The sequence below is a fragment of the Streptomyces sp. NPDC051555 genome (assembly GCF_044454405.1).
Lineage (GTDB): Bacteria > Actinomycetota > Actinomycetes > Streptomycetales > Streptomycetaceae > Streptomyces.
This window is the reverse complement of record NZ_JBITDP010000001.1, coordinates 814383-833856: the sequence shown is the minus strand read 5'-3', so window position 1 is coordinate 833856 and position 19474 is coordinate 814383. Positions and strand designations below refer to the sequence as shown.

The 19474-nt window shown below is 74.3% G+C and carries 17 protein-coding genes; 11 read left to right on the top strand and 6 right to left on the bottom strand.

Annotated features, from left to right (window positions below; all coding sequences use genetic code 11):
* Positions 1 to 43: 43 nt before the first annotated feature.
* The 4 genes from ACIBEA_RS03560 to ACIBEA_RS03545 form a co-directional block, all read right to left on the bottom strand.
* Positions 44 to 1267 carry an MAB_1171c family putative transporter gene (locus ACIBEA_RS03560; RefSeq protein ID WP_399257467.1) on the bottom strand — a complete coding sequence of 408 codons (1224 nt, stop codon included), beginning with the start codon at positions 1265 to 1267 and terminating at the stop codon, positions 44 to 46.
* Positions 1264 to 2466 carry an MAB_1171c family putative transporter gene (locus tag ACIBEA_RS03555; protein WP_399257465.1) on the bottom strand — a complete coding sequence of 401 codons (1203 nt, stop codon included), beginning with the start codon at positions 2464 to 2466 and terminating at the stop codon, positions 1264 to 1266. Before ACIBEA_RS03555 ends, ACIBEA_RS03560 begins: the two co-directional genes overlap by 4 nt.
* Positions 2466 to 3029, bottom strand: coding sequence for a toxin-antitoxin system, toxin component (locus ACIBEA_RS03550; protein WP_399257462.1), 564 nt, complete (start codon positions 3027 to 3029; stop codon positions 2466 to 2468). The genes ACIBEA_RS03555 and ACIBEA_RS03550 overlap by 1 nt, the downstream gene beginning before the upstream one ends.
* A gap of 135 nt (positions 3030 to 3164) precedes the next feature.
* A complete protein-coding gene (locus tag ACIBEA_RS03545) occupies positions 3165 to 3749 on the bottom strand; it encodes a helix-turn-helix domain-containing protein (protein WP_399257460.1) in 585 nt (194 codons plus the stop codon).
* A gap of 199 nt (positions 3750 to 3948) precedes the next feature.
* Here ACIBEA_RS03545 and ACIBEA_RS03540 point away from each other — a divergent pair, with 199 nt between their 5' ends.
* From ACIBEA_RS03540 to ACIBEA_RS03515, 6 genes are all read left to right on the top strand, one after another.
* Positions 3949 to 4452, top strand: coding sequence for a helix-turn-helix domain-containing protein (locus ACIBEA_RS03540; RefSeq protein ID WP_399257458.1), 504 nt, complete (start codon positions 3949 to 3951; stop codon positions 4450 to 4452).
* On the top strand, positions 4445 to 4810 hold the full coding sequence (locus ACIBEA_RS03535) for a DUF4180 domain-containing protein (RefSeq protein ID WP_399257456.1): 366 nt from the start codon (positions 4445 to 4447) through the stop codon (positions 4808 to 4810). Before ACIBEA_RS03540 ends, ACIBEA_RS03535 begins: the two co-directional genes overlap by 8 nt.
* A 28-nt stretch (positions 4811 to 4838) precedes the next feature.
* Positions 4839 to 5978, top strand: a complete 1140-nt coding sequence (locus ACIBEA_RS03530; protein WP_399257454.1) for a PP2C family protein-serine/threonine phosphatase — start codon at positions 4839 to 4841, stop codon at positions 5976 to 5978.
* A 116-nt stretch (positions 5979 to 6094) separates the two neighbouring features.
* Positions 6095 to 6871, top strand: a complete 777-nt coding sequence (locus ACIBEA_RS03525) for a S1 family peptidase (RefSeq protein ID WP_399257452.1) — start codon at positions 6095 to 6097, stop codon at positions 6869 to 6871.
* A gap of 73 nt (positions 6872 to 6944) precedes the next feature.
* A complete protein-coding gene (locus ACIBEA_RS03520) occupies positions 6945 to 8048 on the top strand; it encodes a M20 family metallopeptidase (protein ID WP_399257450.1) in 1104 nt (367 codons plus the stop codon).
* A gap of 135 nt (positions 8049 to 8183) precedes the next feature.
* On the top strand, positions 8184 to 8726 hold the full coding sequence (locus ACIBEA_RS03515) for a hypothetical protein (RefSeq protein ID WP_399257448.1): 543 nt from the start codon (positions 8184 to 8186) through the stop codon (positions 8724 to 8726).
* A gap of 206 nt (positions 8727 to 8932) precedes the next feature.
* On the opposite strand, the gene ACIBEA_RS03510 is transcribed toward ACIBEA_RS03515, so the two are convergent.
* The gene (locus tag ACIBEA_RS03510) at positions 8933 to 9661 is read right to left on the bottom strand and encodes a ribonuclease H (RefSeq protein ID WP_399257447.1); all 729 of its coding nucleotides are present in this window, start codon (positions 9659 to 9661) and stop codon (positions 8933 to 8935) included.
* Between the two features lie 180 nt (positions 9662 to 9841).
* Between ACIBEA_RS03510 and ACIBEA_RS03505 the strand changes: the two genes are divergently transcribed.
* Complete coding sequence (locus ACIBEA_RS03505; RefSeq protein ID WP_399257445.1) at positions 9842 to 11443, top strand: alpha/beta hydrolase; 1602 nt, start codon at positions 9842 to 9844, stop codon at positions 11441 to 11443.
* A 61-nt stretch (positions 11444 to 11504) separates the two neighbouring features.
* On the opposite strand, the gene nadE is transcribed toward ACIBEA_RS03505, so the two are convergent.
* Positions 11505 to 12347, bottom strand: coding sequence for an ammonia-dependent NAD(+) synthetase (gene nadE / locus ACIBEA_RS03500; protein WP_399257443.1), 843 nt, complete (start codon positions 12345 to 12347; stop codon positions 11505 to 11507).
* A 306-nt stretch (positions 12348 to 12653) separates the two neighbouring features.
* On the opposite strand from nadE, the gene ACIBEA_RS03495 reads away from it, so the two are divergent.
* From ACIBEA_RS03495 to ACIBEA_RS03480, 4 genes are all read left to right on the top strand, one after another.
* On the top strand, positions 12654 to 12848 hold the full coding sequence (locus tag ACIBEA_RS03495; RefSeq protein ID WP_399257441.1) for a thiazolylpeptide-type bacteriocin: 195 nt from the start codon (positions 12654 to 12656) through the stop codon (positions 12846 to 12848).
* A gap of 91 nt (positions 12849 to 12939) precedes the next feature.
* Positions 12940 to 15627 carry a lantibiotic dehydratase gene (locus ACIBEA_RS03490; RefSeq protein WP_399257439.1) on the top strand — a complete coding sequence of 896 codons (2688 nt, stop codon included), beginning with the start codon at positions 12940 to 12942 and terminating at the stop codon, positions 15625 to 15627.
* Entirely contained in the window at positions 15624 to 17471 is a 1848-nt protein-coding gene (locus ACIBEA_RS03485; protein ID WP_399257437.1) for a hypothetical protein, read from the top strand. Before ACIBEA_RS03490 ends, ACIBEA_RS03485 begins: the two co-directional genes overlap by 4 nt.
* Positions 17471 to 19465 carry a TOMM precursor leader peptide-binding protein gene (locus ACIBEA_RS03480; RefSeq protein WP_399257435.1) on the top strand — a complete coding sequence of 665 codons (1995 nt, stop codon included), beginning with the start codon at positions 17471 to 17473 and terminating at the stop codon, positions 19463 to 19465. Before ACIBEA_RS03485 ends, ACIBEA_RS03480 begins: the two co-directional genes overlap by 1 nt.
* The last annotated feature ends 9 nt before the right edge of the window (positions 19466 to 19474 follow it).

Sequence of the window (19474 nt, the reverse complement as noted above, 5' to 3'; positions counted from 1 at the left end):
GCCACGAAGCCCGGGGAGGAAGTTCTCGCCGGGTCGGAGACGGCTAGCGTTGCGGCACCGGTATATCGGGGGTGTGCCGCAGCGCAGCCGCTTCTCGGAAGGACCGGACCACGTCCGAGGACAGCGCGCGGGACATCCGCACCAGACCGGAGGGATCGTCGGGGGAGACCAGTACGGAGCGGTGGTTCTGCCGCAGCGGGTCCGACCCCTCGGGCAGCGGGACGCGACGGGCCCACACCACGACCGCGTCGGCGAGTGCGGCCGCGTCCGCGGTGGCCTCGGCCTCTTCGGCGCAGCCGGCCGTTTCGCGCGCGCGCAGCAGGGCGCGGGCGCGCAGTTCCGCGTCCAGGTAGGGGCTGACCGTGAGGATCCCGTCGTGGATGTCGGCTTCCAGCTGGGTGACGCGCAGTTCGATGGAGGCACGGGGGCCCTCGGCGAGCTCACGCGTGTGCTGGGTGGCCGCGCTCAGCTCCTTCCAGAGCGGCCGCAGCTGACGGAACCGGCGCCACTGGTCCCAGTGGGTCGAGCACCGCTGCGAGGCCAGCGGCAGCACGAACCCGCCGCCGATCAGGATCACGGACAGCGAGGCGACGACGGGGGCGACCCCGGCGCTGAGGTAGTCCCGGTCGTGACCGAGCCAGCGGGACACGATGGCGGTGAACTTCAGCCCGTCGTAGGCCAGGTTGAAGAGGTGCCCGATGCAGATGAGGATCAGTCCGGCGCGCAGCGCGCCGTGCACCTGCCGCGCCCACACCCAGCACAGGGCCGTCACGATGATGCCGTTCGCCGTGTGGGCCAGCAGGTAGAGCAGGAGCATCTCGCGGATGTAGGGCGTGGACGCGTAGTAGGTGTCCATGTCGGTGAGCCGCTCCACCGGAGCGTCGCCCAGCACGAACAGGACGTTGATCGCGACGACGACCACCGCGGTCACCCGGTAGCAGCGGCGCGTCCACCGGGCCGCCCAGGCGGCCTTCTCCGGCCCGGCGTTCCACCGGATGATCAAGACGATGCTCGCCCCGCAGAACGCGGTCAGCAGCGAGTAGACGAGCGGTGCGGCGGCGTTCGGCACCCCGGTGAAGCGGTTGATCGCCACGAGCGAGGGCAGGGCGGTGGCGAAGTCCACGCAGACCGCCAGGGCGAGCACCGCGCAGACGGACCGCAGCAGTTCGTTGCGCGGATCGCGCCACAGCGCGGGGAGCCGGAGCAGCAGGATGACGACCAGGAAGGCGCCCGGTATGTAGAAATCGAGGCCTTGCGAGCGCATCATCGTGCGACCTTCCGTGCGGGTGCGGGGGGCCGGACGGGCCCGGTGGTCACCGTCCGGCGGGAGAGCACCCCATAGTGCCGGGCCACCCGCGCGATTTCGTCGCCGCCCCCTCCCAGAAGGAGGGAGACCGCTTCGAACCCGGCGCCGCGGTCGGCCCCCTCGGCGGGGTCCGGTCCCTCCCGTTTGGCCGCGATGGCGGCGGCGATCATGGTAGCGGCTCCGGCGGCCCGGGCCGGCCCGGGCTCCTCCCCCGCGCGCAGGGCCGCCGCGCGCCCCGACGCCATGAGCCCCGGATCGCAGTACGGGGCGAGGGCGATCAGCTGGTCGTGGACGTCCGTCTCCCGGTACGCGAGCCGGTCGTCCAGCGACGGCCGGCGCAGCGTCAGCGTCAGGTCCGGCTCCCGGGCGACCTCGCGCAGGTCGCGCCAGAGCGGAGCCAACTCCCGGTAGCGCCTCCAGGTGTTCCGGAAGGCGTCGACCCGCTCGCCCTGCGGGAGGAGGAACCCGGCCGCGCAGAGCAGGGACCCGAGGCCCGCGGCGGGCGGGGCGAGGTCACTGCTCAGGTAGTCGAGGTCGACGCCCGACCACCGGGCACCGAGCGCCACGGCCTTGGCGATCCCGAAGGCGGCGCCGAGCCCGAAACCGGCGACCAGGCAGCTCAGCCCGGCCCGGAGCCAGCCCTCGGCCTCGCTCAGCCACCGGCGGCAGGTGCGGGTGAGCGTGGCGTAGATCGCGGTGTGCCAGAGCAGGTAGAGGACGATCATTTCGCGGATGCCCGGGGCGGAGGCGTAGTAGGTGTCCAGGTCGCGCACCCGCTCGCTCGGCGCGTCCCCGGAGGCGAACAGCGCCGAGATGCACACGATGACGAGCGCGCCGCCCCACAACCAACCGCGGACCTGGCGCCGGACCTCCTCGCCGAAGCCGCTGCGCCAGTAGGTCAGGAGCACCATCGCCATGGTGCTGCACGCGCTGAGGAGCGAGTAGACGAGCGGGGCCGAGACGTTGTCGACGCCCGTGGTCCGGTTGACGAAGCGGATGGTGGAGGGGGCCGCGAAGAAGAATCCGGCGCCGATCAGGAAGGTCAGCGCGGCGACTCCGCGCACCATGGGGTTGCGCCACCTGCGGGTCAGGTTCGGAAGTTTCGCGAGGAAGACCAGGGCGAGCACCACGGCCGGTATGTAGTAGTCCGCATTGGCCATCAGTCCTCAGAGCCTCCGAGGGAGGACTGGATCCGCTGCCCGGGGCCGTTGAGGGGGCGCTGGCCGGCATGGGGCTCCACGTGGCGGCGCAGCCGGCTGCCGAACCGGCGTCCGAACGCCTCCGCTTCGGCTTCGTCGCCGGGCACGGCGTGCGTGCGCGCGGCGACGCTGAGGATGGCCTGGTCGAGCGGGCCGGGGCCGAGGACGTCCACCAGCAGCCGGGTCGCGGCCTGCGAACCGTGTTCGTGGGTGCCGCAGTGCCCGCGCACCATGTGCCAGATCTCGTGTCCCAGGATGACCAGGGAGTGGAAGGGGCTGGTGCTGCGCACGACGACGATGACGTCCTCGTGCTCGCGGTCCAGCCACAGCCCGGACAGGCCGGGCGGGAAGTTGCGCCGCAGCACCCGCACGGGGCGGCCGCGCATCTCGGTGAGGTAGCCGGCCACCCTCTTGAACAGCTCGTCCACATCGGCCGGGGCCGGCCCGCGCAGCGCGGCGTCCAGCTCGCCGCACAGCTTCGCCATCTCCTCCTCGAGCTGGTGCTGCCGACGCCTGTTGCGCAAGATCCCCACCCGGAAAACCCCTCGAAAAGCACACCGCTCGGGCGCGGTGTGCGGTGCCCTCTCCCCGTGCCCGCGCCGAGTGGCGGAGCCGATCCCACGTACTGCCTCCGCGCGCGATACCCCGCGCGCAGCACCTCAGGCGTCCAGCTGGTCCTCTTCGATCGAGTCGATCAGCGCCTGCATCACGGCGCGCGTCTTGGGCGACGTGCCCCGCAGGGCGAATCCGTTGAGCTGGTTCTTGCGCTTGAAGTCCTGGAGCTCGGCCAGCTGGCGCGACTGCTCCTCCTCCAGCTTCTCCCGCAGGGCCCGGTCCAGGGCCTGGGAGGGGGTGGCGGTAAGGAAGCCGCGCGGCACCTGGAAGAAGTCCTCGATCCGGGCGGCGTGCTCCAGCGAGGGCGCCTTCTCCCCGCGCAGGAAACGGCCGAACCACTGCGGCGTCAGACCGGCCCCGTGCGCGATCTCGGCCTGCGTGTACGGCCGGCCCGCCGGGCCGAGCCGGGTCCGGCGCAGGAATTCGAGGCGCTGGGTGACCTGCTGGAGGAAGTCGCTCTCGGGCAGCGGGCGCCGGTGCAGGCCCGCCACCACCACGGACTCGGGCAAACCGGTGCTCCGGGCCAGTGGCTCCGGGTCGAGGGTCACGGCCCAGTCCAGCTCCGCTTCCTCGATCAGCCCCTCGAGAAGCGCCAGGCTCTTCAGGTGAGGGCTTTCCTCGTCGGTCACGTTCACTCCTGGCTGGCTTGCTTGTCCCGTACGCGTAGCGGCCGACGGGCAGCGCCCGTACCGCCTCGTCACTGAATCAGATCAGCGATCGGTTCTACAACCGAAACGATCGTTGAATTCACCGCCCCGCCCCTCCCCATCACTCCCTATCGTCACTCATCTTCCATAAATATGGTCGTTTACAGTATGATCCGGTTCCATGGAGAGTGCTGAACGCGAGCTGTATTCGGTGGGCGAGGTCGCCGAGCGCCTGGGGCTCCACGTGCGGACCGTCCGGAACTACGTGCGCGACGGACGGCTCAAAGCCGTCCGGATCGGCAAGCAGTACCGGATCAGCCGCGAGGACTTCGAGGCGCTGACCCGACTTCCGCTCACCGACTCGGATCCGGCACCGGCACCGAAGCCGGTCACGGCCCCGCGCGGGCACCTGGAGGTGTCCAGCATCGTGCTGGTCGAGCCGATCGGCCCGGAGGGGGCCGGCCGGCTGAGCACCCTGGTCACCGCCGCCGTGCAGGGACCGCGGGACACCCCGGAAGCACTGCGCGTCCAGACCGTCTACGACAAGGAGCGGGCCCGCATGAAGATCGTGATCCTCGGCAGTGCGGTCGACACCGCCGATCTGCTGCACCTGATCGACGGCGCCCTGGAACCGGACAACGGCCTGTTCCCCTCCGGCGCCCGGCAGGGGGCCCACCGTGACTGACCGCCTCGTGACCCACCACGGCGTACCGGTCCTCGTCTGCGCCGCCGACGGTCCCCCGATCGCCACCGAGCAGGATGCCCTCGACCACCTCATCGGCGCCGCCTACCACCACGCGCCGGACGTGGTCGCGGTCCCGGCGGAGCGGTTCGACGACGCCTTCTTCGACCTCAGCAGCGGGGTCGCGGGAGCGATCCTGCAGAAGTTCGTGAGCTACCGGCTCCGCCTGGTCGTCGTCGGGGACATCGCGCACCACCTGCGGGCGAGCAAGGCCCTGCCGGACCTGGTCCGCGAGTCGAACCGGGGCACCCACGCCTGGTTCGTCGACGACCTCGACGCGCTGGCGGACCGACTCGCGTGAGTCACCTCCCCCGGTGTATGCAGGAGCCATGGGTCATCGGCTGCGCCACCCGGGGCGGGGCGGGGACCGGGAACCGCGCCCGGCGCTGCTGCCGGTTCCCTTCGTCCTGATCGCCCTCGTCACCGTGGTCGACATCCTGGCTCCGCCGGGCGTCCACCTCGGTCCGTTCCTGGTCGCCGCACCCGCTCTGGCCGCTTCCTTCACCGGGCCCCGGATGACCGGGTTCGTCGGCGCCGTGGCGGTGCTGGCCCAGGCCGTGGTGGCCGTCGTACGGACCAACCTGACCGATCTCAACCACACCATCCAGATCATCGCGCTGGTGTTGATCTCGGTGTTCGTCACCCTCTTCGCCCATCTGCGCGAGGTCCGCGAGCGGCAGCTCACCCAGCTGCGCTCGGTGGCCGAGGCAGCACAGCAGGTCGTCCTGCGGCCCCTGCGCGAACGGATGGGCCCGCTCCGGCTCGCCTCCGTGTACCTCGCCGCCGAGGCCGAGGCGCAGATCGGCGGGGACCTGTACGCCGCCACGCGCACCCCCGACGGCACCCGGCTGATCATCGGTGACGTCCGCGGCAAGGGGTTGGCGGCCGTCGGGGACGCCGCCCTGGTCCTCGGCGCCTTCCGGGCCGCCGCCCACCAGGAGGCCGACCTGCCGGGTCTGGTCGCCCATTTGGAGGCCGCGGTCGCCCCGGACCCGTACGACGACAACGGCAACGGCGGCGACGCGCACGGGGAGCCCCCCGAGCACGACGGGCACCGCGAGCAGTTCACCACGGCCGCCGTGCTCGACATCCCGGACCGGGAGACGACCCTGCACCTCGTCAGCTGCGGGCACCCGCCGCCCCTGCTGCTGCGCGGCGGGAAGGTCCTCCCCCTGGAGGTGGACCACCCCGCGCCGCCCCTGGGCCTCACCGAGTTCGCGGACGGCGGCTTCGTCGTGCAGTCGTTCCCCTTCGAGCCCGGGGACGTCGTGCTCCTCTACACCGACGGGGTCATCGAGGCCCGGGACGCGCGGGGCGCCTTCTACCCGCTGGCGGAACGGGTCGCCGACCGGGTCGGCGACGGCCCGGAAGCCCTGCTGCGCCACCTGTGCGCGGACCTGCTCGCCCACTCCCCCGGCGGGCACCTGGGCGACGACGCGGCGATGGTGGCCATCGAGCGGCTCGGCTGACTTTTCCGGCCATTTCGGCGCCGCCGCGGAACCCGGCCGCCGGTTCCCCCATCCTCCTGCACGACATCGACGCCGCGCGGCCCCGGGGCCGCGCACCGCGCCCCCGGGGGGATCACATGCTCAGGTTCAACAGGCGTACCGCAGCGGCCGCGTTCACCGCTTCCGTACTCGCCGCGGCCGGACTCGCGGCCACCGCGACTCCGGCCGCGGCCGTCCACGGCGGGCAGAACGCGACGGTGACGGACCACCCGTACGCCATGCTCATCGAGACCGCGGACGGGCAGCCGTTCTGCGGCGGCACGCTCGTGGCCCCCACCAAGGTGCTGACGGCGGCGCACTGCATCAAGGACGCCCCCGCACCGCTCGACCTGCTGGTCGTCGGCGGGCGCACGACGGTCGCGAGCACCAAGGGCACGGTCCGTCACGTCGCCTCGGTCAAGGTCCACCCGAAGTTCGAACAGGGCACGCTGACCTACGACGCGGCGGTCATCACCCTCGCCGCACCCATGCCGTACGCCGCCCTGCCGGTGGCGGGCCCGAAGGACTCCGCCCTCTACGCCTTCGGCACGAGCGCGAAGACGGCGGGCTGGGGCCGCACCGCCACCAACACCCCCGCCACGCGGCTGAAGTCGGCCACCTTGACCCTGGCTCCGCTCACCGGCTGCGCGCCCTTCGCCGAACCCGGCGAGTCCGACGCCCTCAAGGTGTGCGGGCTGCCCCGCGCCGGTACGCACGACAGCATCTGCCGCGGCGATTCCGGCGGCCCCCTCGTCGCCGGAGGGAAGGTCATCGGCATCGTCTCCACCGGGAACAAGTACTGCGACGACCAGTACCCGGTGTCCGTCTACACCAAGGTCAGCGCGATCGCGGCGGGCCTGGGCCTGCCCAGCTGAGCGGGAACGGCCCGACGGACCGCCCCATGGACAGGCGCTCCCGCGGCGCGGCGCGGCGGATACCCTTGCCCGCATGACGATGCCCAAGACCGTCCCCGTGAGCGTCGACGCCATGCTCGAAGACCTTCGGACACTCGTCGAGACCGAATCCCCGTCGCGCGATCGCGACGCACTGAGCAGCTCCGCCAAGGTCGTCGCCGCCGTCATCGAGAGCCGCCTCGGCGGGCAGGCCGTCCTCCTCGAGAGCGAGGCCGGGCCGCACGTCCACTGGTCCGCGGGCGGCGATCCCAAGGTGCTGGTCCTCGGCCACCACGACACGGTGTTCCCGCTCGGCACCCTGGAGCGCCGCCCGTTCGCGGTCGCCGACGGCCGCGCGACCGGCCCCGGGGTCTTCGACATGCTCGGCGGACTGGTGCAGGCCGTCCACGGCCTGGCGGCCCTCGACGACCGGTCGGGCGTCGAGATCCTGGTGACCGCGGACGAGGAGGTCGGCTCCCACACCTCCCGGTCCCTCATCGAGGAGCGCGCCCTCGCCTGCGGCGCCGTCCTCGTCTTCGAGGGCGCCGCCGACGGCGGGGCCCTCAAGACCGGGCGCAAGGGGTGCGGCACCTTCCAGGTGGCGATCACGGGCCGCGCCTCGCACGCGGGCCTGGAGCCCGAGGCCGGCGTGAACGCCCTCGTCGAAGCCTCGTACCAGGTCCTGGACATCGCGGCGCTCGGCCGCCCCGAGCTCGGCACCACCGTCACGCCGACCGTCGCGTCCGCGGGCACCTTGGACAACGTCGTCCCCGCCGGGGCGACCGTGATCGTCGACGTCCGCGTCGAGTCCGCCGAGGAGACCGAGCGCGTGGAGTCCGCCTTCGCGGCGCTGTCCCCGCACCTCGCCGGGGCGCGGATCGAGGTGCAGGGGTCCATCGGCCGTCCCCCGATGCCCGAATCGGCGTCGACGTCCCTGTTCGCGCTGGCCCGGCGTCTCCGGCCCCACCTGGAGGGCAAGGCGGTCGGCGGCGGCAGCGACGGCAACTTCACGGCCGCGCTCGGGGTGCCCACCCTCGACGGACTCGGCGCCGTAGGCGGCGGCGCCCACGCCGACCACGAGTACCTGTTGGTCGACGCCATGACCGAGCGGGCGAACCTCGTCACCGAACTGGTGCGGGCGATCCAGCGCGCGCACTGAACCTGAAAGCGTGATGTCGGTCAGGGCGAGGCGGCCGTCCTCCCAGCGGAGGAGTCGATGCCCCTCGCATGGGTGAGCATCGGACACTGCTTCAGGCCGATCCCCCGGCACCGGCCGGGGAAGGAAGATCGGCCCATGCGATTCAAGACGCTTCATCCGTCCCCGACGGTCGGTGACACCGCGCGGCCGGTCCCCCGGTGGGCCATCCGCTCCGCCCAGGTCATACCCCTGGTCGTCCTGCCGTCGTGCCTCTGGCGCCTGCCGTTCGCATTCGACTACGAGATGGGCCAGGTCTACGCCGTCCACGAGCCGTGGCACTGGTGGGTGATCCTCTACGTCTTCGGGCTCAGCCTTCTCTCCGAGGGGCTCGCCTACCTTTCCTTCGGCCTGGTGGCCGGATGGGGCGAAGTCGCTCCCTCATGGATCCCGATCATCGGCGGTCGACGTATTCCACCGCTCGCGGCGATCGTCCCGGCCACCTTGGGCGCTCTGGGGCTGATCGCGCTGTGGGACCCGCTGCCGCTCGCCTTTCTCCACATCGGCGGGGTCCCCCTCGTCGAGTACTCCAACGGCTGGTGGAAGGCCCTCTCGGCAGCGGCCACTCTCCCGCTGATCCTGTGGGGCCCGCTTCTCCTCGCTCTGACGTACGCGTACCACAAGCGCCGTCGTGAGGAGTGACATGTCGTCGACTTGATCGGGGCGAAGCTGTCCGAGGCACAAGTCAAACATCCGGAGCCCGAGTTGGAGCGCGGCCCGCTGGCTCACGGCCGGGAGGACCGGCGGGCAGCCCGTAACCCCCTCGCGATCCGTTCGTTGAACGGGCAGGTCAAGTGAAGAGCACGGAGTCCCGGCCCCCAGGGTCCGGGACTTCGTGCTGTCCCGGCTCAGGCGGGCGCGTCGGCGGGGGCCGCGGCGGCGCAGTCCGCGTGACCCCAGCGCGCCCCGAGCTTGGCGATCATTTCGCCGGCCGCGTAGGGCTTGCCGCACGGGCAGCTGCCGGGGAACTTCGCCTTGATGGCGCGGCCGCCCTTGCCCGACGCAGCACCCGACGCAGCACCCGACGCCGCGGTCCGCTTCGCCGGTGCGGCCGACTTCTGCCGCGCCGGTCCGCTGCGGGTCGGCGCCGGCACCGGGACGGTCTCGCTGCCGAGGGCCGTCCCGGCCGCCTGCTGCGTCACGGCGGCGTCACTGGCGGCCTGGTCGGCGATCGCGTTGAGGTGATCGCCGTCCTCGCGGTGGGCGGGGACGTAGCGGAACTCCACGTCCCGGTCCGTCAGCAGCAGGTCGATGCTCTCGACCAGTTCGCGGTTGGCCACCGGCTTCCCCGCCGCCGTCTTCCAGCCGTTGCGCTTCCAGGCGGGCAGCCATTGCGTCACGGCCTTCATCGCGTACTGCGAGTCCATCCGTACCTCGATGGACGTGCCCGGCGCCACGGCCTCCAGGAGCCGCTGGAGGGCGGTGAGTTCACCGACGTTGTTGGTGGCGCGGCCGAGCGCGCCGGACTCCCAGCGCTCCGGACGGCCCGCGGAGTCCGCGATGACCCAGGCCCACCCGGCAGGCCCGGGATTCCCCTTCGCCGCCCCGTCGCAGGCGGCAATGATGCGATCTGACATCCCCCGATCATGCCCCACCGGTCCCGGTATCCGGGCATCGGCGGACGGCCCGGGCGGCCCGGCCCCGGCCTCGGGGTGGCACTACTGCCACCTCCAACCCTGGCAGCAGTGGTATCGAAGCCGGGGCGGCCCGCGGGCGAGGATCGGAAGCGACCGAGAACGTCCGACGGGGAGTACCACATGCACCTGTTCAGCAGGAAGAGGAAGACCGCACGCCGGGCCGGAGCGGCCGCCGCCTGCGCACTGCTCGCCGCCGCCGCGCTGCCCGCGGCGGCCGCGAGCGCGGCCGCCCCAGCGGGCCCGTCCGCCTGGCCCGGCGCCACGGCCCCGCCCGTGCCGGAGCGCTACCGCGCCCAGCGCCTCGACTGGCACCCCTGCGCCTCGGGTCCGCTGGAGTGCGCCACGATGGCCGTGCCGCGGGACTGGTACCACCCGGACGCCGGGCCGAACCTGAGCATCGAGGTGTCCCGGCACCGCGCAACGGACCCCGCGAAGCGCCGCGGGGTCCTGATGATGGCGGCGGGCGGGCCGGGTTCCTCCGGGCTGGGACGCCCGGCGGGGCTGGCCGCGTACGGGCCGAAGCTGGCGGCGGCGTACGACATCGTCGGCTTCGACCAGCGGGGCGTGGGCGCCAGTACCCGGGTGGTCTGCTCCGACCAGGACGGGGTGGACGCGCTCTTCGCCGGCGGCGACCTGCGCGACCGGTCCCCGCGGGCCCTCGCCCGCACCGTGGAACGCGCCCGCGCCTTCGTCCGGGACTGCGAGCGCAACTCGGGCGGGCTGTTGCCGTACATCACCACCGACCAGGCCGTGCACGACATGGACCTGTACCGGGCGCTGCTGGGCGAGGACCGGATCTCCTACTTCGGGCCGTCGTACGCGACCGTCCTCGGGGCGTACTACGCGACCGAGTTCCCCCGCCGGGTGGACCGGGTCGTGCTCGACAGCAACGTCGACTTCACCAGCACCTGGCAGGCCTTCCAGCTGGGCCAGCCGGCGAGCTTCCAGCGCCGCTACGAGCAGGACTTCCTCCCCTGGCTGGCGGCGAACGACGCCACCTACCACCAGGGGAGCACCCCGGCCGCCGCGCAGGCCTCCTACGAACGGCTGCGGGCCGCCCTGAGCGAGCACCCGCTCGACATCGAGGGGACGGTGGTCACCGCCAACCACCTCGACGTGGCGGCGAGCGACGCGATGTACAACGCCGGCGGCCGCTTCGCGTCCTTCGCCTCGCTGCTCGGCGTCCTCGAACACCCGGAGCAGGCTCCGGCGCCGGCGCGGACCGCGGTGGCCGCCCGGCTGAAGCACCTCATGGGGGCCCCGTTCGTGGCCGACTACTTCGCCGTGACCTGCGCGGACACCCCGTGGAACCGGGACGGGCGGTTCTGGCTGGCGCAGAGCGGCGCGGCGACCCGCGACGCCCCGCTGGTCGGGGCCCGCGCGCTGACCTTCGCCTCGATCTGTGCGAACTGGCCCCGGACCGCGACGCCGCGGGTCAAGGTGACCGGCGCGGGGCTGCCGCCGGTGTTGATGCTCAACTCGACGAACGACCCGGCGACCTACTACGAGGCGGCCGTGCGCGCCCATCGCGGGCTGGCCGGTTCCCGGCTGGTGACGGTCGACGGGGGTGACCACGGCCAGTACCAGAGCGGCAACGCCTGTGTCGACGCGCACGTCGAGGCGTACCTGTTGGACGGCGCCCTGCCGGCCGAGGACACCCGCTGCGCGGGCACCCCGCTCCCGACGCCCGCGGCCCCCGGCCCGTCCGCCGCGCGCGACTGAACTGAATCGCCCCGACCGCCCGGCCGCCCCTCTCAGCGGGTGGCCGGGGCGCTCGGTGCGCTCAGTCGCGCCACCAGTCGTCGAGCGGGGTGACCGGGACGGTCCGCTTGTGCCGGGTCGCGAGGAAGATCGACTCCAGCTTCGCCGCCACCTCCGGCGCGACGTGCGCGCCCTCCAGGTAGTCGTCGATCTGGGCGTACGTGAGGCCGAGCGCGACCTCGTCGGGCAGCGCGGGCCGGTCGTCCTCCAGGTCGGCGGTCGGCACCTTCTCCCAGGAGCTGGGCGGTGCGCCCAATTCCTGGAGCAGGGCCGCTCCCTGACGCTTGGTCAGTCCGGTCAGCGGGGTCACGTCGACACCGCCGTCGCCGAACTTGGTGAAGAAACCGGTGAGCGCCTCGGCCGCGTGGTCGGTGCCCACCACGAGCATGCCCAGCTGTCCGGCGATCGAGTACTGGATCACCATGCGCTCGCGGGCCTTGATGTTGCCGCGCACGAAGTCCCGCAGCACGGTCTCCTCGCCCAACAGCTCGCGCAGGCCGGTGGCCGCCTCGACGGCGACGGCGTCCGCGCTCGGCTTGACGTTCACGGCGATCGACCGGTCGGGCCGGATGAATCCGAGCGCGATCTGCGCGTCGTGCTCGTCCGCCTGGACGCCGTAGGGCAGCCGCACCGCGACGAAGGTGGCCTCGCGCCCCTCCGCGCGCAGCTCCTCGGCCGCCAGCTGGCAGAGCCGACCGGCGAGCGTACTGTCCTGGCCGCCGCTGATCCCGAGGACGAAGCCCTTGGCCGGGGTCGACCTCAGGTAGTCCTTGAGGAAGTCGACCCGCTGCCGGATTTCGACTTTCGGCACGACGGCCGCCTTGACACCGAGCTCGACGCGGATCTGCTCCCGTAGGTTCACCATCCACGTACTGTACTGGCCGGAATCGAGCCGGAGAAAACCGGTCGCCCCGCCCCCCGCGGCCACCCGGCGCCCGGCCCGCCCGGGAGGCGGAGGCAGAGGCCGCGTGCAGCGCCGCTGGAGCCGGCGGCCGCGCGGCCCGGACCTGTCGGCGTGTCGGCCAACTCCGTTGATTTCCGGTGGAGTTACACCGGAAGAGCGCAAATCGCCCGCTGCGCGCCGAACACCCCGGAGCTACGGTTGCGCTCGCTCGTCCCCCACCAACGGGACAGGCGATTACCAGCCACCCCCACCACCCTGGGAGTTCTCATGGCAGACATCAACGCGGCCACCACCTTCGAGGCCACCGACCTGGACCTCGGCGGTATCACCGTCACCACGATGCGCGACACGGCGGGCGTCTCGGCCTTCTCGGCCAACACGTCCACCTCCGGCTGCGGGTTCCCCGGAGCCTCCTCCTGCGCGTGCGTCCAGCATCCGCAGGTGCTCCCCAGCGTCGCCTGAGGCCGTTCCGCCGGCGTCCGACCCGACCCCCGCGCGCACTGCGGGGGCCGGGTCGGACCCACCCGCCGAGCCGAAAGGGAATCCGGACCACATGCCGCCCTCCGCGCCCTTCCCGCGCACCGCCCCCTATCTACAGGTGCGCGCGACCGTACTGCACCACCCCGCGCAGTCCCCGGACGCCGCCGCCTTCCGCGCCGGGACGCACGCGCTGGCGGAGCTCGAAGGCGTGCTCGCGGAACTCCTCCCCCGACTCACCGACGCCCTCTACCGCAGCCGCGACGGCCACCCCGGGGCGTTCCACCGGGACGTGGTGCTGCCCCTGCGCCGGGCGCTGCACAACCGGCGCGCGCCGCGGACCGCGCTCCTCGAACGCCTCGGCGCACTGCCCGAGCGGGTACCCGAGCTGCGGGCCTGGCTGGAGCTGCGGGGCCGGCTGGATGCGGCGCGCGCCCAGGTCGCCGCCACCGCGGCCGCCGCGCTCGCCGCGGAGCGGGAGGCGCTGGGCGCCCAGTGCCGGGAGCCCGCCTTCGCCCTCGCCGCCTCCTACAGCGGCGCCGATCTACTGGCCGCGGTGGAGCGCGCCGGCGCGGGGACCAGCGGTCGGCGGGCGCGCAAGGAGGAGGCCGGGGTACTGCGTCACGCCCTGCGCGCCGGGACCAGGACCAGCCCGCTGTCGTGGTTCACCGCGGTCGGCTGGGGCCCGCTGCACGACGGGACGCCCGCCCCGCGCTCGCCCGGGGCCGAGTGGGGAGAGCGGGACCTGCTCGGCGCCACCGTCACCTCCGTACGGACCAGCCGGACCCTGGTGGCCGCGCTGTGCGAAGCGCTGCTGTCCGATCCGCGCCGGCGCGCCCGGCTCCCCCACCGGATGGCCGGCCCGGCCCGCTTCGATGGCGGCCGGGCCGTGTTCGCGCGCACCCACGCCGCCTCCTCCTTCGGCCGCTTCGTCCTCACCGACGAGGACGAGGTGGCGGTCGCGGCGAGCGGCCCGCTGGAGCGGGTGACGGAGCTGTGCCGTGCGCCCCGCACCCCCGCCCGGCTCGCGGCCGCGCTGGCCCGGCCGCAGGACCTCGCGGCCGCGTCGGCGTACGTGGAGCAGCTGGTCGCGGCCGGGCTCCTCGTCCCCGTGCCCCCCGTGGGCCCGCACGAGTCCGATCCGCTGGCGCGGCTCGCCGCCTGGCTGCGCGACGGGACGGACGGGTCGGACGGGTCGGACGCGTCGGATGTCGTCCTGGCCGAGCTCGTCGACGAAGTGGCCGACGCCACCGCGAAGTTCGGTGCGGCCGGCCCCGGCGAGCGCGCCCGGCTGCTGACGGTACTGCGGGAGCGGTGGACCACCTTGTTGGAGGCGGCGGGCGGGGTCCTGCCCGGGGGCGGCCGGACCCCCACCCTGCTGACGGAGGACGTGGTGGCCGCCCGCCCGGTGCCCACGGACGGCCTCCTCGACGACCACGACCACGCGACCCTGCGCGAAGTGGCTGCGCTGGCCGAGCTGTTCGACCTCGGGCACGTGATGCGCCGCGCACTGCGCGACCGCTTCGTCGCCCGCTTCGGCCCCGGCGGGGTCTGCCACCCGGTCTGGGACTTCGGTACGGAGTCGGTCGCGGCCTGGGACGACACCGCCCGCGCGGCGCTCCTGGGCACGGACGACGACTCCGTCGAGCTTCCGTCGGGAGCGGCCGAACTGACCCGCCTGCGGCGGGCGTTCACCGAGGCGGTGCGCCGACACGCCGCGGGCGCGGCGGACCCGGACGCCGATGTCGTCCTGCCGCCGGGGCTGGTGGCGGACTTCGGCGGCCGGTTGCCCGGCTCAGCGGCGGTGCGCCCCGTGTCCTACGCGCACTTCCTCCAGTACGACGCCCGGACGCGACTGCTCTGCCTCAACCACGTGTACGGCGGCTGGGGCCGGATCGGCAGCCGCTTCCTGGACCTGGTCGACCCCCGCGCCGGCGAGCTGGTCGCGCGGGAGGCGGACCGCGTCACGGCCCCGGACGCCCGGCTCGCGCAGTTCCGACCCGTCCGCGGCTTCAACGCCAATCTGCACCCGCTGTTCCTGCCCGACGAGATCGTCTCGGAGGAGTACGGTCCCCAGCACACGCAGCGCTCGCGGAGTCCGATCGACGAGGCCGACGTCGAACTCTTCCACGACCCGGCGACCGACCAGGTCCGGCTCCGGATGCGGTCCACCGGCGAGCTGCTGGAGGTCTTCTACCCGGGCCTGCTGGTGCCCAGCCTGCTCACCACGCGCAGCGCACCCCTGGTCCACGACCACCCCGAAGGCGTCGTCTCCTTCGACGCGCTGGTGCCCGAGGTGGTGACCGAGGTACCGGGTGGTCCCTTGGTACGCACTCCCCGGCTGCGGCACCGCGACATCGTGCTGCGGCGGCGCCGCTGGACGCTGACCGGCGGTACGGTCGCCGCCCTGCGGGCCGCCCTGGCCGCCGACGGGGAGGTGCCCTTCGGCGCCGCGGCCCGCTGGCGCGCCCTGCTCGGCGTCCCGGACCAGTTGTTCCTGCACCCGGCGAAGGGCTCCGCGGGCGGGGGCGGGGCCGGGGACGCCGGGGCGTTGCGGCGCACGATGAGCCGACTGGCCGTTCCCAAACCACAGTTCGTCGACCTCGGCAACGCCCTGCACCTGCGCTGCCTCGACCGGTGGCTGGCCCGGCATCCCGACGGGGTGGTGCTGGAGGAGGCCCTCCCGCGGCCGGGCGGTCAGGACCGGCCCGTGCGCGCCGTCGAAGTCGTGGTGGAGACCTACCGGGCGGGGTGCGACGCGTGAGCGCCGCGCCGCCCGACGCCTTGGACTCGGTGCGCCGACGTCGCCTGCGGCCGGGCGTCACGGCCACCGCGCTCGCACGGGGCCTGCACCTGCGCGGGTGGTCCGCCAGCGTCACCCTGGAGGGCAGCCCCGCGCTCCCCGGGTTGTGGCGGATGCTGGAGCAGGCCCTGCGCGAGGGCGGCGGCGCGGACCTCGCCGACCGCACCCCGGTCGGCACACCGCTGCGCACCGCGCTGTGCACGCTGATCCGGCAACTGGACCTGCACGGGATGCTGGTCGAGGAGACGGCGCCGCCCACCGGCGGCGCCGCGGACCGCTGGCTGCGGACCGTCGCCGACCGGCCCGCCGCGGCCTCCGCCGCCTTGCGCGACGCCCTCGTCGAGGTCCACGCCGTCGATCCGGGCGCCCCCGTGGCCGCTGCCGCCCTGCGGGCCCTGGCACGGACCGGGGTCACCGCCAGGGCGGTCCCCCGGGCGGCCGGCGGCCCGGACCGGGTGCTGCTCTCGGCCGCCCGCGCGGACGGGAGCGTGCAGGCGGTCGGGGCGTCACTGCGCCCGGGCGCCACTTTCGTCACGCCGGTCGGTGGGCTCGGGGCGGCGCGCGCGGACGCCGAGGCGATCGCCGACCGGCTGGGGCGGGACCGTGACGGGGGCCCTGACCCGGACTCCGGGACCGGGGCACTGCCGCTGCCGCTGCCCGAGGACGAGCTCGCCGCGCTCGTGGCCGGGGCCGCCGTGCAACGGCTGCTGGCGGCCGTGGCCGGCCTGCCCGACCCCGGGGAGGAGGACACCGGGATCGAAGCCGCGGCCGAAGGCGGTTCCGGGGCCGACGGCGGCGCCGGGCGGGCGCGGCGGGCCCGGATCCCCGTCGCCCTGGTCGTCGGGGAGCGCCCCGCCCGCTCGGCCCACCACCCCTGGCTGGGCCCGGGCCGCGCCGCCGCCCCGGCGCCGGAGACGCTGGCGGAGGCGCTGGTGGCCGTGGCCGCGCTCGGCGACGTACGGCTCGGCCCGCTGCCGGCGCCCGAGGCGGGTTCCCTGCCCCAGCTGCCGGTGGCGCTGGTCCACTGTGCGGCGCCGGGCGGCGGAGGGATCACGTCCGGGGGCGTACGGGCGGACCTCGCCCGGATCGACGCCCTGTGCCGCACGGCCGAGCTGCGGGCGGTGGTCCCGGGGGCGGCGTCGGGAGGCTCCGCTCCGGTGGTGGGGGCGGGTCCCGAGCACGCGCTGGGCCGGGCGCTGCGCCGGGCGGCGCTGGCCCCGCGGCTCGCGGCAGCCCCGCCCGCGCCCTGGGACCCGTACGGCTCGGACCATCCGCAGGCCCGCCACTGGTGGCGCACACTGACCGAGCGGCTCGGCGTTCGGGCGGAGCTGACCGTGACCCCGCTCGTCGCGGGTGGGGGTGCCCACCGGGCCGACGTGCACGGGCACGTCGGCGGGAGGAACGGGCCGCTGCTCGGGCAGGCCGTCGAAGCCACCGCGGGGGACGCCGCGACCTTCGCGGTGCTGGCCGCGCTGACCCGCGTACAAGCCGGGCCAGCGGATGCGACGGGCCGTCATATCAGCTCGCACGGCGGGGAATTGTGCGTGCTGGCAACGGCTGGTGTCATCCCGGCGCCCTGGGAGGACGAGCGGTGGACGACGGGCTGGTGGAGCCGGGTGGCCGGCCGCGAACGGGCCCTGCGCGCCGTCCTCACCGAGGCCACCGGACTGCGCACCCGTCCTTGGATCCCCGTCGGGCCCGGCGGTCGGGCCCTGCTCACCGCCCTGCGCGGATGCGGATTCACCGCCCTCGACACCGCCCTCGACACCGGCATCCACGCCGACGACCCGGAAGGCGGACGGTGATGGCCACGACCACCGCGCACCCGACCACCGCGCACGCGAACGCGGGCCTCGCGGCGGCCCTGGACGCCCTCGACGTGACCGTGCTCGACGTCCGCGGCGCGCTGGCGCGCACGGCGGGCCGGGCCGTCGTCGTGCTGGACGACTGGACGCTGGAGAGCGCCGCCGAGCTGTCCCGGCACGCCCTCGCCCACCCCGTCACGCTGGTCCCGGTCCGCTGCGACGGCGCGGTCACCGTGGTGGGGCCCGTGCTGCGGCCCGGCGCGGTGGGCTGCCTCTCCTGCACGGAGTACCGCAGGCTGGCCACCATCGGCGGACGGGTGCCCTGGCACGGCACCGGCCTGCGGCTGGCCGGGGGCCCCTCCCCCGCGATGGCCGACGCGGTCGCCATGTCGGCGGCCGGGATGCTGGACGCGGACCCACGGCGTCCGGGCCCACGGGCCCCGGACCCGCGGCGCCCGGACGCCGAACCGGACGCCGGATGGGGGGCGCTCGTGCGGATCGTGCACAGCGGTCGCACCACCTGGTCGGACCACGTCTTCCGCCCGGTCGGGGGCTGCCCGGTGTGCCTGCCGCTACCGCCGGACGACGCGAACGCCGCCCGTCCGCCCCGCGCACCGCGGCCGCTGTCGGACCCGACCGTGCTGCGCGGCCCCAACGACCGTACGGGACGGGAGGATCTGCGGGCCGCGCTGTACGACGAGCGCTTCGGCCCCGTCCACCGGGTGACCCGGACCGAGGACTCGGTGCACAGCCTGACCAGTGCGTACGTCACCTACGGGCGCGATCTCAGCGACGGCGGCTACGGCCGGGCCGGCGACTGGGAGACGAGCGAGCGGGTGGCCCTCTTCGAGGCCGTCGAACGCCTCACCGGGATGAGCCCGCAGGGGCGGCGTACCGTACTGCGGGCGTCCTACGCCGAGTTGGGGCCGGAGCGGGCGGTGGATCCGGAGCGGCTGGGGCTGCCCGATCCCTCCCACCACGGCCATCCGGCGTCGGGGAGCGTCGCCTACGACCCGGAGCTCGCGCTGGACTGGGTCCACGGCTGGTCGCTCACCCGCGACCGGGTGACCGCCGTGCCCGAGCACGTCGCCTACTGGGACCCGAGCCCGGGGCGACCACGGGTGGTCTACGAGTGCTCCAGCGGCTGCGGGCTCGGCAACAGCCCCCAAGAGGCGGCGCTCTACGGCCTGTTCGAGGTCGCCGAGCGGGACGCCTTCCTGATGGCCTGGTACGGGGCCACCCCGCTGCGTCGGATCGCACTGCCCGGTGACGACCTGGAGGTGGTGCACCTGGCGGACCGCGCGGAGTCGGCCGGCTACCGGCTCGACCTGTTCGACGCGACGAACGACTTCGGCATTCCGGCCGTCATCGCCGTCGCCGCCTACGGGGATCCACGGGCGGCCGCCCCCCAGGTGTTCGTGGCGGCGGGAGCACACCACGATCCACGGGTGGCCGTGCGCGGGGCGGTCGTGGAGACGGTGACGAACGTCTTCAACGCCCCGCAACGGATGCGGGCGGAGCCCGAGGAGTTCAGCCCGGCCCGGCTGTTGCCGATGCTGGAACGGCCCGAGCTGGTGCGGACCCTGGCCGACCACACCGCGCTGTACACCCTGCCCGAGGCCCGACCGCGCCTGGGCTTCCTGCTGGACTCCGTCGACGGCGGCGACCGTCCGCTGCCGTGGCGCGATGCCTGGCCGGATGCCCCGGAGCCGGTCGCGGACCTGGCGGAGTTGCTCGATACGACCGTACGGCGGCTGGCCGGGGCCGGGTTGGAGGTGATCGTGGTCGGCCAGGACGAAGCGGGCGTGCGCGAGCGCCTCGGGCTGTACGGCGCCAAGGCGGTGGTGCCCGGCGCGCTGCCCATGACCTTCGGACACGTGAACCGGCGCACCCGGGGGCTGCCCCGGCTGCTGGAGGTGCCGTACCGGCTGGGCAGGGCCCCCGCTCCCCTGCGCCACGAGGACCTGGCCCTGCACCCGCACCCCTTCCCCTGACACCACGAC